The sequence below is a fragment of the Proteocatella sphenisci DSM 23131 genome, from assembly GCF_000423525.1.
Taxonomy (GTDB): domain Bacteria; phylum Bacillota; class Clostridia; order Peptostreptococcales; family Filifactoraceae; genus Proteocatella; species Proteocatella sphenisci.
In genome coordinates, this window is sequence record NZ_KE384028.1 from 85,423 (window position 1) to 99,870 (window position 14,448).

Genomic DNA, 14,448 nt, shown 5'->3' on the forward strand with positions numbered 1-14,448 from the left:
TAGAATTTATGATTGCAGAAAACATATCTTTGGTCAACAAACACTCTAAAACAAAGAAAAATATGGATTTTTATGCAAAGTATGTTGAGATTTCCGAGCTTGACAATGTACTGGCACTTCAAGATTATATATATGAAAGAATTCAAAATAAAGAAATATTTGTAAGAGATACTATGGAGGATTTTCTCGAAGCCTTTGAAAATAATGGACGAATATTTGGGATATACACAAATGAAGGGAGACTTATCGCATACAGGTTTATAGCTGTGCCTGGAGAAAGCGAAAAGAACATGGGAAATGATGTATATCTTCCACACCGTGAATTTCATAAGGTGGTGCATTTGGAGACTACAGTAGTTCACCCTGATTTTCGTGGAATGGGCCTTCAGCGGCTGACTCTTGATTATGCTATAAAATGGACTATAGCAAATGGATACAGATATCTTTTTTGTACAGTATCTCCATACAACCCAGTGAGTCTTAGCAACATAATGTCTGGCGGTCTCAAGATAAAAGATCTGAAAATGAAATATGGAGATGATGAGCATCCCGGATATCTGAGGTATGTGCTTTTCAGGGATCTGAGCATTTCGTGTTCGGAGTGCTGGCCAACATTTACAATGCTTCCTGTATTGGACATAGAAGGACAACAGAGACTAATCGAAAAGGGATACACAGGACATCATTATCTAAAGACTTCACAAAGCATTGCTTATGCAAAATGTATCTGCTGAATATAGATTAAAAAGGAATTTGACATGAAAAAATTAATGCATATATTAAAACATGAGCATACACTGGATCAATATCAGTCTTCTGATGATCTGGTGTATGTTTTGAATAAATATAATTTTGATGGCTTTGAAATAATATGCTGTGGAGATGAAAACAGCAATAAAATTCCCGAGGACAAAATTACGGGATATCACATGAGTTTTTATTCATACTGGATAGATATGTGGAATTACAACCCAAAAAGGCTTATCTTGGAGTACGGGGATTTAGAGACCTGCATGGAATTCTATCAAATGGACTACAGCGAATTTGAGTGTGCGGATAATAGGCAAGAATATATAAGACATAAGATGGTAGACAGTTTTAGGAATGACTGTGATCATGCGGATCTTCTTGGAGCTTCGTATGTTGTTTTTCATGTCTCTAATGTAAATTCGAAAGAGACTTTTAACTACGAACTTGAGAATGAGAATAAAGTAATAATTGACGCAGCTGCAGAGATTATAAACCAGATACTTGACGGCCGCAGCTATGATTTTGAGTTTCTGCTGGAGAATCTCTGGTGGAGTGGACTGGATTTTTTAGATCCAGAAGATACTGTGCATCTTTTTGATTTGGTTAATTATGAAAAGAAAGGATTTATGCTTGATATAGGCCACCTACTTAATTCAAATCCTAATCTTGGGGATGAAAAAGAAGCCTTGATTTATATAAATGAGGTTATTGAAAGATATGATGGAAAATTTGACATAAAAAAACATATTCGGGGTATACACCTGCATCAGTCTCTAACGGGAAAGTATGTGCTTGATTTTTTAAAAAATTTTCCGGACGAAATATATGGAATGAGTTATTATGAAAAGTTTGCAAAGTTATATGATCATGTGCTTCAAATAGATACACATTCACCTATGGTTTTTGATGGTACTAGGGATTTTATTAATATGATAGATCCAGAGTATCTTGTTTACGAGATAACAGAAAGTAACAGAAGCCAGCTGATGCAGCTGCTTGATCTTCAAGATTCGATCTTTGTATAAAAAAGTCTATCTTAAATACAATAAACCGTATTTAAGATAGACTTTTATAAATGTGTTCATATTTTATTTAGTAAACATCTGAGTTATATAGAATTTGTATTGAGATGAGGAATTGTTTACATATCCATTACCCATAGTGCCGTGTTTTCCAAGCATGTTGTCTCTGTGTGGCTTGGAGTTTACCCAGTCGTTGAATGCTTCGACGCCGATCATTCTTCCGGCTGAAAGGTTTTCTCCAGAGAAAGAACCATAAGTATTTGTTTTACTTGCAACTTTTCGGTATCTGTCAACTGGTGAAGATCCCTTAGGGCTTATGTGAGAAAAATAGTTATTATTTGCCATGTCAGAACTATGTTTTTTTGCTGCGATTGATGTAAGGTAGTTATACTTCAGGATATTTAGACCGCTGTTTGCCCTGAATGCATTGGTTGCATCAAAGGCTTCAAGCTCCTGAGCTTTGCAGAAGGCCGGGGAATAACTGGACATATTTTTTTCTTTAGAAGTAGTAACCAAAATAGCATGCACCTTGTTTCCGTTGTTTGAGTCAGAATAGATTCGCACGTTAGGGTTAGACGATTTTTTGCCTATGTCTCCATAAGATGCTATGTCAGATTTGAAACCCTTAGCGCTTGTGTATATTCCCTTTACGACGCCGTTACTTATTCCTACCATGACAAAGCGATTGTAGTTTGAGCTGTATACATGCCAGTCAAAGTCAAAAGGGCTTGGATCAATTCTTTTTGGATTTCCAAGTTTTGCAATGACTTGTTGTGTACTGTCTCCAATAGATATATTTGTTTCGCCGATAGATAGGGTGAAATCTTTTACAGAATCATCTGCAAAAGCTGTATTTAATGGAAAAAGTAGCAATGCCATAATAATCTGAGTGATTATAAGTGATTTTAATTTCATGATTTAAATCCTTCCTTGCCTTTACATTGTTAAGATTGCTTTACTTCAAATTCGCAGTGAACTACTGCTGTAATCTCTTTTTCTATGGAAGAGGTGTCGTTCATTCCCTCATTATAGATATAAAAGTTTGACATATGTACTTTAACATATTTTTACCCATGAAACAAGGGTCTAACGCATTAATCCTTAATTAGTGGTTCAAGGCAGTACCAACATTCTACTCTCTGATCCATTCTGGAATAAATCACTGGAAACTGTTCGCCACACGCTGGACATTTCCAGTATTTAAAACTAAGATGAAGATATATAAGAAAGAACATTACTCCTGTAACTGCGCACAAGATCATTACCAGTTCGAGTTTAAAAGTCGCTATAGAAAGCGATATAAGCGCCATACTCGCATAAAGGCATTTTATAGCCTGTTTTCTTTTTTCTATTATATTCATGGTTTATCTCCTTTGTACCATTATACCATTTGAAAAAGTCGGAATATATAGTAAAATGTATATTAGGTGATATTTATTATCAAAATCATGATTTTGTACGCAATCATTTTTATCAGAAAGGATAAGGACTCGATTTGAATATACTTAGCGAAAAACTGAGGGAAGTATTTTTCTCTGTGCTTCCTGTTACTTTCATAGTTATCTTGCTCAAATTTACGCTCATACCGCTGGACGGTATCCAGATAGTAAAGTTTCTTGCAGGGACTGTTTTTGTTGTATTTGGGCTGACACTTTTTCTTACTGGGGTGGACCTTGGAATAACTCCCCTTGGAGAACATCTGGGTCCGGCCATAACTAAAAGAAACAAGCTCTGGATTGTTATTTTTGCCGGATTTGTACTTGGATTTTTTATATCTTTTGCAGAACCAGGCCTGCTTATTTTGTCCAGTCAGATAGACACCATAACAAGCGGGGCGGTTTCCAGCCTTAAGATACTTGTTGTTGTTTCACTTGGAATCGCAGTAATGATGGTACTTGGATTTTTGAGAATGCTTTTTAACCTTCCTCTTTATATAATATTAAACATATGTTACTTTATAATACTTCTACTTGGAATAAAGACTTCTCCTGAGTTTCTTGGAATTGCATTTGATGCATCGGGGTCCACGACGGGAGTACTGGCGGTGCCTTTTATACTTGCACTTTCTCTTGGTATAACTTCCCGGAAAAAAGATAGCAAATCTTCAGAAAAGGACAGTTTTGGATTGGTTTCTATAGTTTCGGTAGGGGCGGTTATGTCAGTAATGCTGATTAACGTATTTGGTTCAAATCACAATTTCACTGGTGAGCTTAAGGCTGGTGCTGCATCTAACATGCCTGTTATAGAAACTTTTGCAAAGATGGCGCCCGATGCCTTTAAAGACAGCATAGTCGCATTCTTTCCTCTGGTTGTTATATTTATTGTAATGAACGTATTCGCATTTTCTCTGAGTTCAAGAGAAAGAAGAAAAATGTCATTTGGTTTCATATATGGTTTTATTGGATTGTTTCTTTTCTTCATAGGTGTCAATGCTGGTTTTATGGAGATTGGAACTGTTTCAGGAAGTTACCTTGCAACCATGGACAATGGATTTTTTCTGGTCGCAACGGGTTTTGTTTTAGGAGTAGTGACTATACTTGCCGAACCTGCTGTACACGTGCTTACCCATCAAATAGAGACGGTAACCGCTGGATATGTAAGAAAAAAATCAGTGCTTTTTGCTCTTTCATCTGGGGTAGGACTTGCAGTTGCTCTTTCCATGATAAGAATACTCGTGCCTCAGATTCAGCTTTGGCATTATCTTTTACCTGGTTACGCACTTGCACTGGCCCTTACTTTTATTGTACCAAAGTTGTTTGTCGGTATAGCATTTGATGCGGGAGGAGTAGCTACAGGCCCTATAACGGCTACTTTTATACTGGCATTTACCCATGGAGCTGCAAATGCAAGGGTGGGTGCGGATCTTCTTGTGGATGGGTTTGGGATGATAGCAATGGTAGCTCTCATGCCTATAATTACTCTTCAAATCCTGGGTCTGGTTTTTAAGATGAAGACTAAGAAAAATAAAAAGAAAAAGGATGTGTCATGATATGGAGCTAAATAGATTTGATTTTGATATGAATGTTGTGATAGTCAAATGTGGCATGGGAAGCAAGGTGCTCTCTATAGCGAGGAGTAGCGGCATTTGCGGAGGGACTATAATCATAGGTAGAGGGACTGTAAAAAATGCTTTTCTTAAGTTTTTTGAACTTGATCAGAGCCGGAAGGAAATAGTTATGGTTATTTCCAACCGTAAATCTGGATGTTCTTTTTTGGAAAAAATATATAAAGAATTAAAACTTGATAAACAGGGGAATGGAATTGCCTTTTCAATTCCTGTAATTAATGTAATAGGGACCAAACATTGTATGGGAGATGAAGAACAGGATTGCAAAGGAGATAATAAAATGTTTTTATATAATTCGATTTTCGTAATAGTTGAAAGAGGAAACGCACAGACTGTGGTTGATGTGGCAAATGATGCCGGAGCAAGAGGTGCGACTATAATAAATGCAAGAGGTGCCGGGGTACATGAGACACAAAAAATATTTGCCATTGAAATAGAACCAGAAAAAGAGATAGTGCTTCTTCTAGTGGACAGCGCAAAAACAGAAAAAGTATGCGAGCATATTTCTAACCAGTTGGAATTAGAAGAACCAGGTAAAGGAATAATGTTTGTACAAGGAGTAAATAAGGTATATGGACTTTACTAAACTGATATAGTTTTGTTTCTTTGGGTATACTAAAAGCATAACAAAACATACAAAAGGGGATAAAATTATGAAAAGAATAAGACTTGTTCTGGGAGACATAAGCAGACAAAATACGGATGCCATAGTAAATTCTGCCCACGAATCACTTGCGCCTGGAGGAGGAGTGTCTGGGGCGATTCACGCGGCTGCAGGACGCGAACTTGCAAAAGAGTGCCAGGAATTTGAGGGACTAAGTGCAGGGGAGGCTGTAATGACAAAGGGTTATAATCTTCTTGCAAGGCATGTTATACACACGGTAGCCCCAAGATGGTACGAAGGAGCTGCTGACAGAGAACAAAAACTTGGCAGTTGCTACATCAATAGCCTCAAGCTTGCTGATGAATATGGTATTGAGACGATATCATTTCCATCAATTGGTACTGGTATATTCAAAACTCCTGTGGAAACGGGTGCAAGAATAGCAGTAAGCGCTGTAAAAGATTTTCTTAAAGACAACGATTCTATAGATTATGTAGTTTTTGTGCTGTATTCCGATAAAGTTATGAAAATATATCAGGAGCTGATTTATCAGTAGAGGAGAACATGATGAACAAGATAACCTATAACAGGCTTGTAAGAAACAAAATTCCACATATAATTGAAGCTGATGACAAAGAAGTAGTATATGAGGTGCTGTCAACTGATGATTATATGACTATGCTTGATGAAAAGCTGATCGAAGAGATGATGGAATATCAGGACAGCAAGGATTCAGAAAAGCTTGCAGATATATTAGAGGTTGTATACACCATTGCAAGGCTTAAGGGAGTGTCTTCATCAGAACTTGAAGATATGCGTAAGCAAAAAGCAGAGCAAAAAGGAGATTTTTCAGAAAAAATATTTTTGAAAGAAGTCATAATAAAATAGATATAAAATCACATTTCAAAAATGTATTTCATGAGGGGGTGTAAATACATGCAAATATGTTGCACAAAAAAGCTCACCAATGTATCTGGGGTAGAAGTAGATGATACTTACAGTGAAAAAAACAAATTTTTTATATGGAGTGCAAACATAACCTGTGTAAGATGCAGGAAAATGCTTGTAGCAGTAAACGATTGTACAGATTTTTGTTTTGTGAAATATGGAATAGAAATTGAGGATTTTAAAAATCTTGAAAATTATCTAAGGTCAGGAATAAGAAAAGCATTTTTAGACGAACTTATTGAAGCAAAAGTTATAGATGATTATCTTGATAATGCCGGTAAAATAGTTTTTTCATGCACAAAGGGACCGTCTCATGTGTCAAAACTCAATATGGCAGTAATGAGGGCTGAGTCATACTGCAGATGTTTTGATGCCAGCCAGATATATCAATTAGAGGCAACAAGGATGACCAACGGACATGTAGATTATTATTATGGTGAAGGGAAAAAGCCATACGAAAACCTTAGAAGGCAGATAAGGCTTATGAAATAAAGGAGCTGCAATATGAAGATAGGAGACACAAAAAGGCTGTATATAGTGGAAGCGAAAGAATCAGACATAGATATGATAATGGAGATAGAAAATCATAAAGACAACAGGGATTTCATATGGCAGGGGACAGTCGAACAGCATATAAATGAGATAAATAGCGATGACAGTATGCTTCTTAAATTTGAAGCAAAAAAAGATAAACATTGCATCGGATATTGTCTTGTAGCCTTGGACAGGAAGTCTGAAAGATTTGAACTAAGACGAATAGCCATAACTGAAAAAGGAAAAGGTTATGGAAGAGAAGCAATCAGCGCTTTGATAAAATATGCATTTAAAGAGCTGGGAATGAATAAATTTTGGCTCGATGTTTATCCGGACAACAAAGTTGGAATTGTATTATATGAAAGCCTTGGCCTTAAAAAAGAAGGAGTACTTAGACAAAATTATAAATCAGACAGAGGTTATCTTGATCAGATTGTATATTCCATGCTCAGGTCAGAGTATAAGGAATTTTAAATAAGAAAGGCAGGTTTATAATGTCTTACAGTCCAAATTTAGGAAGCAGTATAACTAACACAAAGATGAGGACTCCGAATAATATTTCGGATTTTTCGGGGATGTGCGCGGTATGTTCGATGAACTGTACAGGAAGCTGTGAAATAGGGCTTTCTGCACTCAGGGGTTCGGAGGCTATATATCCATATGAACTCAACAACAACCAGTTTGCATCCGAAAAAACTTATCCTCTGGATTTTTCACACTTCAGCATCAATGGCAGAGTTTTTGGAGCAAAGGGATGCCCGGAGAATTCATATTCGGTGACTTTTCCAAATGCAGATATAAGCTGCGATTTTGGAGTCAGGGCCAAGATAAAGCTCAAGGCTCCAATAATACTTCCGGCAATGGCAAAGCTCAACTGGAAGGACTATTTTGCAGGGGCTGCACTTGCGGGTGTGCTTGTAGTGATTGGTGAAGATGTAGCTGGAAAAGACAAAAACCTCGTACTTGAAAATGGCAGAGTGGTTTCATCGCCTCTTATAGAGGAGATGCTAGGCGCATTTCGTGATTATGACAGAGGATTTGGCGATATAATTCTTCAGGCAAACTATGACGACGAAAATTTAGGCGTGCTTGATTATGGTATTACAAAGCTTGGCGTTAAGTCTGTAGAGCTAAAATTCGGACAAGCAGCCAAGGGGATTCAGGGAATGGGAAGAGTAAAGACTATAGAAGAAGCTCTTGCACTTCAGGAAAAAGGCTACATAGTTCATCCGGATCCTTCGGATCCTGTGGTAGCCAGTGACTATATAGATGGTAAAGGACCAGTATTTGAAAAGATAGGAAAACTTCCTGTATGGAATGAAGAGATTCTCTCTAGCCGAATTGCGCAGTTAAGAAAGCTTGGAGCAGAAAGAATCTGTTTTAAAACAGGGCCTTTTGCTACGGAAGATATTATTAGGATACTAAAGATAGCTTCTGTAAATGACATTGACCTTGTGACAATAGATACCGCCGGAGGGGGATCTGGAAACAGTCCTGTGAAAATGATGAACGAGTGGGGAATACCCGCGGTTTATCAGGAGAGCATAGTTTATAATATACTCAAAAAAATGGAAAGCCGTAATTACAGAATTCCTGCAGTAGCTATTGCAGGAGGCTTTGCTATGGAAGATCATGTGCTTAAGAGTCTTGCTCTTGGAGCTCCTTATGTCAAGCTTATAGGTATAGGCCGCGCTGCTATGGCAGCTGCACTTTCGGGTAAAAAAGTGGGTGAGCTTATTGAAGAGGGAAATGTTCCTAAGGAATATCAGAGATTTGGGAATACAAAAGAAGCGATATTTGGAGAATTGCCACAACTGAGAAAGTTGTATGGCGAAAGAGCCAATCAAATGTCCACTGGGGCTGTAGGTCTTTATTCATATATCAACAGAATTTCAGATGGAGTGAAACAGCTTATGGCACTCAACAGAAAGTTTGCTCTTGAGTATATAGACAGATCGGATATAGTCCCTCTTACAGATATTGCAGCGAGAGTCTCTGGAATAGATGATCCTATGAAATCTGCAGAAAAAGCCATTGACTTATTCATATAAAATATGGTATTTTTAAATCGGTTAGTCAAAACTAACCGATTTTTTAATGACATTTTCTAATTATTGTATTAAAATAGAGAGAGAAGTGGAGGATTGATTTTATGAAAAAAAGGATATTGATGATAATTCTTGCATCTGTACTTGGTCTTACTGCATGCAGCAGTGAAACGCTAGAAAGCCAGACAGAGAATAATGAAGGAAAATTTAAAATTGTTTCTACGGTTTTCCCAGGTTATGATTTTGCAAAAAATATAGCTGGTGAAAATGCTCAAATCTCGCTTCTTCTTCCGCCTGGGTCAGAGAGCCATTCCTATGAGCCTTCTCCACAGGACATAATAAAAATTCAAAATGCGGATCTTTTTATATATGTTGGAGGAGAATCTGAAGACTGGGTTTCGAGAATACTTGACACCATGGAGACTAAGGTGAAGACTCTTAGTATGATGGAAGTGGTAGAGGTATATGAAGAAGAGACAGTAGAAGGTATGCAGCACGACCATGATGAATCTGATCACGATGAATCGGGCCACGATGAAGTTGCTTATGATGAACATGTGTGGACTTCTCCTGTCAATGCAATAAAGATAAGCAGGGCTATTTCTGACATGCTTGTAGAGACGGATCCTGAAAATGCTCAGCTTTATTCTGAAAATGCAGAGGTCTACATCCAAAAACTGGATAAGCTGGATAAAGATTTTAAAGAGTTTTTTGATACTGTGGACAATAAGCTCCTTATTTTTGGAGACCGTTTCCCGCTAAGGTATTTTGTTGAAGAATATGGTCTGGATTATTATGCAGCATTTCCAGGCTGCAGTTCGGAGTCTGAACCAAGTGCGGCTACTATAGCTTTTTTGATTGATAAGGCAAAAGAAGAAAATATTAGTACTATATTTAATATAGAGTTTTCAAATCACAGGATTTCTGACAGTATAGCTGAGGCTACGGGAAGCGAGACAGCACTTTTTCATACGTGTCACAACGTATCTAAAGAAGAAATGGATGCTGGAGAGGATTATATATCTCTCATGACTCAGAATCTTGAAAGGCTGAAAGGGGCAATGAAGTAATGGCACTTATTGACTGCAGAAACATTAGCCTTTCTTATGAAAATAATGTGGTTATCTCGGATCTTTCATTCAAGGTTTGTCAGGGCGACTATATATGTATAGCGGGCGAAAATGGGTCTGGAAAGAGCACTATGTTAAAGTCCATGCTTTCTCTCAAGGATCTTTCGGATGGAGAGATTATTTTTGGAGATGGACTTCAAAAAAATGAAGTAGGGTATCTTCCCCAGCAGACAGATATACAAAAAGACTTTCCTGCAAGTGTATGGGAAATAGTACTATCTGGTTGCCTGAATTCAAGAGGACTGAGACCTTTTTATTCGAAATCAGATAAGGCAAAAGCTAAGAATAATATTGAGAAATTAAGCATAGGCCACCTTATATCTGCTCCATATAATGAACTTTCGGGAGGCCAGCAGCAGAGGGTCTTACTTGCAAGGGCGCTTTGTGCTACTAAAAAGATACTTCTGCTGGATGAACCTGTATCTGGGCTGGATCCCCTTGTTACAGCTGAGCTTTATCAGATAATAAAAGGCATAAATGATGAGGGAATAACGATAGTAATGGTTTCTCATGACGTAAAAACGGCAGTAAAATTTGCTTCTCATATACTTCATCTTAGGAACAAGTCTGGATTTTTTGGGACTAAAGAGGATTATATAAAAAGCAGGGAATACAAGATTTTCATGGGAGGTGCAGAGATTGATTGATATTTTCATGGAGATGCTTTCTTATCCTTTCATGATGAGGGCTATAATAGTTGGAGTCCTGGTTGCTCTTTGCAGTGCGCTTCTTGGAGTGAGCCTTGTACTCAAGCGATATTCTATGATCGGGGACGGCCTTTCTCATGTGGGGTTTGGGGCACTTGCAATAGCAACAGCCACAAGATGGGCCCCTCTTGCGGTTTCTATACCACTCGTGCTTGCTGCTGCATTTTTTCTGCTCAGGATAAGTGAGAACAGCAAGATAAAGGGAGATTCGGCTATAGCCCTTATTTCGACGGGTTCGCTTGCTATAGGGGTAATGGTCATATCTATGACATCTGGCATGAATATAGACGTGTACAACTACATGTTTGGAAGTATATTGGCAATAAACAAAAGCGATGTAGTACTAAGCGTGATACTCTCTTTAATAGTCTTGGTGCTCTACCTGTTTTTCTACTCCAGGATATTTGCAGTAACATTTGACGAGAGTTTTGCAAAGGCTACGGGTATAAATGCGGGTATGTATAACATGCTTATTGCACTGCTTACGGCGGTTACCATAGTGCTTGGGATGAGGCTTGTCGGAGCGCTTCTTATTTCGAGCCTTATAGTATTTCCGGCTGTAACTTCGATGAGGCTCTTTAAGAGTTTCAGATCTGTAGTAATATCTTCTGCAATTATTTCGGTGGTGTCATTTCTTGTAGGAATAATGGCCTCATATATTTATGCAACACCAGCTGGAGCAAGTGTTGTAACTTTTAATATAATGTTATTTTTTATCTTTTCATTTACTGGATTTGTTACAAGAAGGAACCGAGTTTAGGTGTTGACATATGAGTTAATCGGAGTATAATTAAAATGTATGGGGCATATGCCTGAAACTCGGAAATTTTAAAATTCAAGAATAGAGGAGATAATAATATGAGTGATAGCTGTACACAAAACTGCGGAAGTTGTTCAACTGAATGTGGGGACAGAACGGAAAAATTTAATGATTTTGCAGAAACACCTCACGATCTGAGCAATATAAAGAAGGTAATTGGTATAGTAAGTGGCAAGGGCGGAGTTGGAAAATCGCTTGTGACTTCTATGATGGCTGTAACTATGCAAAGAAGAGGACATAATGCGGCAATACTGGATGCGGACATAACTGGACCTTCTATACCTAAGGCATTTGGGATAAAGGAAAAAGCTCATGCAACTGAGGTGGGACTTTATCCTATAAAGACAAAAACTGGTATAGATGTAATGTCTGTGAATTTGCTGCTTGAAAATGATACTGACCCAGTTGTATGGAGAGGGCCTATAATTGCAAATGCAGTAAAGCAGTTTTGGACTGATGTTATATGGGAAGATGTGGATTATATGTTCATAGACATGCCTCCTGGAACAGGCGATGTTCCTCTTACTGTATTTCAGTCAATAAGAGTGGATGGTATAATAATAGTTACTTCTCCCCAGGAACTTGTTTCTATGATTGTGACAAAGGCAGTAAAGATGGCAGAAATGATGAATATTCCTATAGTTGGGCTTGTGGAGAATATGTCATATTTCAAATGTCCTGATTGCGAAGTAGAGCACAGGATTTTTGGAGATTCCAACATAGATAAGATAGCGCAGGATCACAACTTGAAAGTGCTTGCAAAACTTCCTATGAATCCTCAATTTGCAGCTGGATGTGACAGAGGTATGATAGAGCTTTTTGGTGGAAACTGGTTTGACAATCTGGCTCAAAATCTGGAAGACAATTATTAAAGACGATTATTAAAAATTAAAGCCTCTCATATAGGGAGGCTTTTTTAGAATCTGAGCATATAATAAAGGAGAAATGATAATGGCTATTGAAAGAGCAAAAACATATCTTGAAAAATGGGGTATGGATAAAAAGGTAATGGAATTTGATGTTTCAAGTGCAACTGTGGAGCTTGCAGCTCGGGCGCTTGGATGTGAAATGGCAAGGATTGCAAAGACTCTTTCTTTTAGAAAAGATGAAGGGTGCATGCTGGTTGTATGTGCAGGCGATGCAAGAATAGATAATTCGAAATACAAAAAGAAGTTTGAGAAAAAAGCAAAGATGCTGACGCCAGATGAAGTCTGTGAAATGGTGGGTCATGATGTGGGAGGAGTTTGTCCGTTTGGGGTTAAGGAAGGTGTGGAAATTTTTTTGGACGAATCCCTAAAGCGCTTTGATACTGTGTTTCCGGCATGTGGAAGCTCTAACAGTGCTATAGAGTTAACTATTGCTGAACTTGAAATTATGTCAGGATCTTATGGATGGGTAGATGTCTGCAAAGCCTGGGAAAGCGGGGAATAATGATAGAGACAGAGCGCATTAGATTTTTGAATTCACAAGATATAAAAGACAGACCCTATGTGGTTTACTGGATGCAGAGCGCACAAAGAGTCGAGTACAATCATGCCTTAATCTATGCGATAAATGAGGCTAACAGGTTAAAAAAAGACTTGCTTGTTTATCTGGGGATAACAGATTCTTATCCAGAGGCAAATTTGAGGCATTATAGATTTATGTTAGAGGGTATAAATGAAGTGAAAAGCAGGCTTGAAACGCTGGGCATAAGGATGATTGTATGCAGGTGTTCTCCTGAAGAGGGAATGATTGTCCTGAGTAAAAAAGCGGCACTTGCTGTTGTAGATATGGGCTACATGAAACATGAAAGAGCCTGGAGAAGCAGGTGTGCATCTTTGATTGACTCCAGGTTTGCTCAAATAGAGACCAATGTTATAGTGCCTGTGGAAACAGCATCTGTTAAGGAAGAATATTCTGCGGCTACTCTAAGAAGAAAGCTGGACAAGATAAAAGATCCTTTTATAGTTCTGCCCGAGGAAGAAGATTATCTGGGTGCCTATGTAAGCAAGGAACTGATCCCTGAGTTTGATATTTCTGATATTGACAGTGCACTCAGTAAGCTTGAAATTGACCATTCAGTAGGAGCAGTTGATGAATTCAAAGGGGGGACAGCAAAAGCCAAAGAGCTCCTTGATTATTTTCTTGAGGAGAGTTTTCTTTATTATAGTTCCAAAAGAAATGATCCGTCTTATGACTATTGTTCAAACCTAAGCCCCTATCTTCATTTTGGACAAATTTCACCAATATATGTATACATAAGAGCGCTCAATTATGAAACTGCAGACCCTGATTTTTCTGATTCTAGAAAATCTTTTTTAGAAGAGCTGTTTGTAAGACGAGAGCTGGCTATAAATTTTGTCTATTACAATCCGCTTTATGACTCTTATGAATGCCTTCCTGACTGGGCGAAAAAGACGCTTGCAAAGCACAGCGCTGATTTAAGGCCTTACATTTATTCTAAAGAAGATTTGGAAAGAGGCCTGACCCATGATGAATACTGGAATGCAGCTCAGTTGCAAATGGTAAAAAATGGCAAAATGCATGGATACATGAGGATGTATTGGGGCAAGAAGGTTCTTGAATGGAGGCCTTCTCCAATGGATGCATATAATACTCTCTTATATCTAAATAATAAATATGAGCTTGATGGAAGGGATCCAAACGGATTTGCAGGAGTGGCATGGTGTTTTGGAAAGCACGACAGGCCGTGGGGAGAGAGGGATGTATTTGGAAATGTCAGATACATGGTATACTCAGGACTCAAGCGTAAATTTTCTATGGAAAAATACCTGGACAAAGTAAAGTGATAAGAATCAATTCTTGACAAAAAGCG

17 protein-coding genes are annotated in these 14,448 nt (G+C 38.0%); 15 read left to right on the forward strand and 2 right to left on the reverse strand.

What is annotated here, in order from left to right; genetic code table 11:
- Positions 1-8 precede the first annotated feature (8 nt).
- Positions 9-734 carry a GNAT family N-acetyltransferase gene (locus G558_RS0111510; protein ID WP_028830265.1) on the forward strand — a complete coding sequence of 242 codons (726 nt, stop codon included), beginning with the start codon at positions 9-11 and terminating at the stop codon, positions 732-734.
- Positions 735-758: 24 nt separating this feature from the next.
- Entirely contained in the window at positions 759-1,775 is a 1,017-nt protein-coding gene (locus G558_RS0111515) for a TIM barrel protein (RefSeq protein ID WP_028830266.1), read from the forward strand.
- A 63-nt stretch (positions 1,776-1,838) separates the two neighbouring features.
- Here the strand turns inward: G558_RS0111515 and G558_RS0111520 are convergent, their stop codons facing one another.
- Together G558_RS0111520 and G558_RS0111525 are read right to left on the reverse strand one after the other, a co-directional pair.
- Complete coding sequence (locus G558_RS0111520) at positions 1,839-2,687, reverse strand: CAP domain-containing protein (protein WP_028830267.1); 849 nt, start codon at positions 2,685-2,687, stop codon at positions 1,839-1,841.
- A 179-nt stretch (positions 2,688-2,866) separates the two neighbouring features.
- A complete protein-coding gene (locus G558_RS0111525; RefSeq protein WP_028830268.1) occupies positions 2,867-3,133 on the reverse strand; it encodes a hypothetical protein in 267 nt (88 codons plus the stop codon).
- Positions 3,134-3,267: 134 nt separating this feature from the next.
- Between G558_RS0111525 and G558_RS0111530 the strand changes: the two genes are divergently transcribed.
- The 13 genes from G558_RS0111530 to G558_RS0111590 all read left to right on the forward strand — a co-directional run bounded on the left by G558_RS0111530 (position 3,268) and on the right by G558_RS0111590 (position 14,422).
- On the forward strand, positions 3,268-4,761 hold the full coding sequence (locus G558_RS0111530) for a DUF1538 domain-containing protein (RefSeq protein ID WP_028830269.1): 1,494 nt from the start codon (positions 3,268-3,270) through the stop codon (positions 4,759-4,761).
- 1 nt (position 4,762) lies between these two features.
- Positions 4,763-5,425 (forward strand): P-II family nitrogen regulator, encoded by a 663-nt coding sequence (locus tag G558_RS0111535; RefSeq protein ID WP_028830270.1) that lies wholly within the window; start codon positions 4,763-4,765, stop codon positions 5,423-5,425.
- A 67-nt stretch (positions 5,426-5,492) separates the two neighbouring features.
- Complete coding sequence (locus G558_RS0111540; RefSeq protein ID WP_028830271.1) at positions 5,493-5,999, forward strand: macro domain-containing protein; 507 nt, start codon at positions 5,493-5,495, stop codon at positions 5,997-5,999.
- 11 nt (positions 6,000-6,010) lie between these two features.
- On the forward strand, positions 6,011-6,331 hold the full coding sequence (locus G558_RS0111545) for a nucleoside triphosphate pyrophosphohydrolase (RefSeq protein ID WP_028830272.1): 321 nt from the start codon (positions 6,011-6,013) through the stop codon (positions 6,329-6,331).
- Positions 6,332-6,379: 48 nt separating this feature from the next.
- Entirely contained in the window at positions 6,380-6,883 is a 504-nt protein-coding gene (locus G558_RS13220) for a DUF6933 domain-containing protein (RefSeq protein ID WP_028830273.1), read from the forward strand.
- 12 nt (positions 6,884-6,895) lie between these two features.
- Entirely contained in the window at positions 6,896-7,399 is a 504-nt protein-coding gene (locus tag G558_RS0111555; protein WP_028830274.1) for a GNAT family N-acetyltransferase, read from the forward strand.
- A gap of 20 nt (positions 7,400-7,419) precedes the next feature.
- The gene (locus G558_RS13225) at positions 7,420-8,976 is read left to right on the forward strand and encodes a glutamate synthase-related protein (RefSeq protein WP_051188671.1); all 1,557 of its coding nucleotides are present in this window, start codon (positions 7,420-7,422) and stop codon (positions 8,974-8,976) included.
- Positions 8,977-9,077: 101 nt separating this feature from the next.
- A complete protein-coding gene (locus tag G558_RS0111565) occupies positions 9,078-10,043 on the forward strand; it encodes a metal ABC transporter substrate-binding protein (protein WP_028830275.1) in 966 nt (321 codons plus the stop codon).
- The gene (locus G558_RS0111570; RefSeq protein WP_028830276.1) at positions 10,043-10,750 is read left to right on the forward strand and encodes a metal ABC transporter ATP-binding protein; all 708 of its coding nucleotides are present in this window, start codon (positions 10,043-10,045) and stop codon (positions 10,748-10,750) included. The genes G558_RS0111565 and G558_RS0111570 overlap by 1 nt, the downstream gene beginning before the upstream one ends.
- Entirely contained in the window at positions 10,743-11,570 is an 828-nt protein-coding gene (locus tag G558_RS0111575) for a metal ABC transporter permease (protein WP_028830277.1), read from the forward strand. Before G558_RS0111570 ends, G558_RS0111575 begins: the two co-directional genes overlap by 8 nt.
- A gap of 98 nt (positions 11,571-11,668) precedes the next feature.
- Positions 11,669-12,502: an Mrp/NBP35 family ATP-binding protein gene (locus tag G558_RS0111580; protein ID WP_028830278.1), complete on the forward strand. Its 834-nt coding sequence runs from the start codon at positions 11,669-11,671 to the stop codon at positions 12,500-12,502.
- 79 nt (positions 12,503-12,581) lie between these two features.
- Positions 12,582-13,061: a YbaK/EbsC family protein gene (locus G558_RS0111585; protein ID WP_028830279.1), complete on the forward strand. Its 480-nt coding sequence runs from the start codon at positions 12,582-12,584 to the stop codon at positions 13,059-13,061.
- Positions 13,022-14,422, forward strand: a complete 1,401-nt coding sequence (locus tag G558_RS0111590; RefSeq protein ID WP_242825243.1) for a deoxyribodipyrimidine photo-lyase — start codon at positions 13,022-13,024, stop codon at positions 14,420-14,422. Before G558_RS0111585 ends, G558_RS0111590 begins: the two co-directional genes overlap by 40 nt.
- Positions 14,423-14,448 lie beyond the last annotated feature (26 nt).

What these genes read in the sequence shown, in the direction of transcription:
- G558_RS0111510 (WP_028830265.1), top strand. Translation starts at nt 9, where the DNA reads ATGATTGCAGAAAACATATCTTTGGTCAACAAACACTCTAAAACAAAG.
- G558_RS0111515 (WP_028830266.1), top strand. Translation starts at nt 759, where the DNA reads ATGAAAAAATTAATGCATATATTAAAACATGAGCATACACTGGATCAA.
- G558_RS0111520 (WP_028830267.1), bottom strand. Translation starts at nt 2,687, where the DNA reads ATGAAATTAAAATCACTTATAATCACTCAGATTATTATGGCATTGCTA.
- G558_RS0111525 (WP_028830268.1), bottom strand. Translation starts at nt 3,133, where the DNA reads ATGAATATAATAGAAAAAAGAAAACAGGCTATAAAATGCCTTTATGCG.
- G558_RS0111535 (WP_028830270.1), top strand. Translation starts at nt 4,763, where the DNA reads ATGGAGCTAAATAGATTTGATTTTGATATGAATGTTGTGATAGTCAAA.
- G558_RS0111540 (WP_028830271.1), top strand. Translation starts at nt 5,493, where the DNA reads ATGAAAAGAATAAGACTTGTTCTGGGAGACATAAGCAGACAAAATACG.
- G558_RS0111545 (WP_028830272.1), top strand. Translation starts at nt 6,011, where the DNA reads ATGAACAAGATAACCTATAACAGGCTTGTAAGAAACAAAATTCCACAT.
- G558_RS13220 (WP_028830273.1), top strand. Translation starts at nt 6,380, where the DNA reads ATGCAAATATGTTGCACAAAAAAGCTCACCAATGTATCTGGGGTAGAA.
- G558_RS0111555 (WP_028830274.1), top strand. Translation starts at nt 6,896, where the DNA reads ATGAAGATAGGAGACACAAAAAGGCTGTATATAGTGGAAGCGAAAGAA.
- G558_RS13225 (WP_051188671.1), top strand. Translation starts at nt 7,420, where the DNA reads ATGTCTTACAGTCCAAATTTAGGAAGCAGTATAACTAACACAAAGATG.
- G558_RS0111565 (WP_028830275.1), top strand. Translation starts at nt 9,078, where the DNA reads ATGAAAAAAAGGATATTGATGATAATTCTTGCATCTGTACTTGGTCTT.
- G558_RS0111570 (WP_028830276.1), top strand. Translation starts at nt 10,043, where the DNA reads ATGGCACTTATTGACTGCAGAAACATTAGCCTTTCTTATGAAAATAAT.
- G558_RS0111580 (WP_028830278.1), top strand. Translation starts at nt 11,669, where the DNA reads ATGAGTGATAGCTGTACACAAAACTGCGGAAGTTGTTCAACTGAATGT.
- G558_RS0111585 (WP_028830279.1), top strand. Translation starts at nt 12,582, where the DNA reads ATGGCTATTGAAAGAGCAAAAACATATCTTGAAAAATGGGGTATGGAT.
- G558_RS0111590 (WP_242825243.1), top strand. Translation starts at nt 13,022, where the DNA reads ATGGGTAGATGTCTGCAAAGCCTGGGAAAGCGGGGAATAATGATAGAG.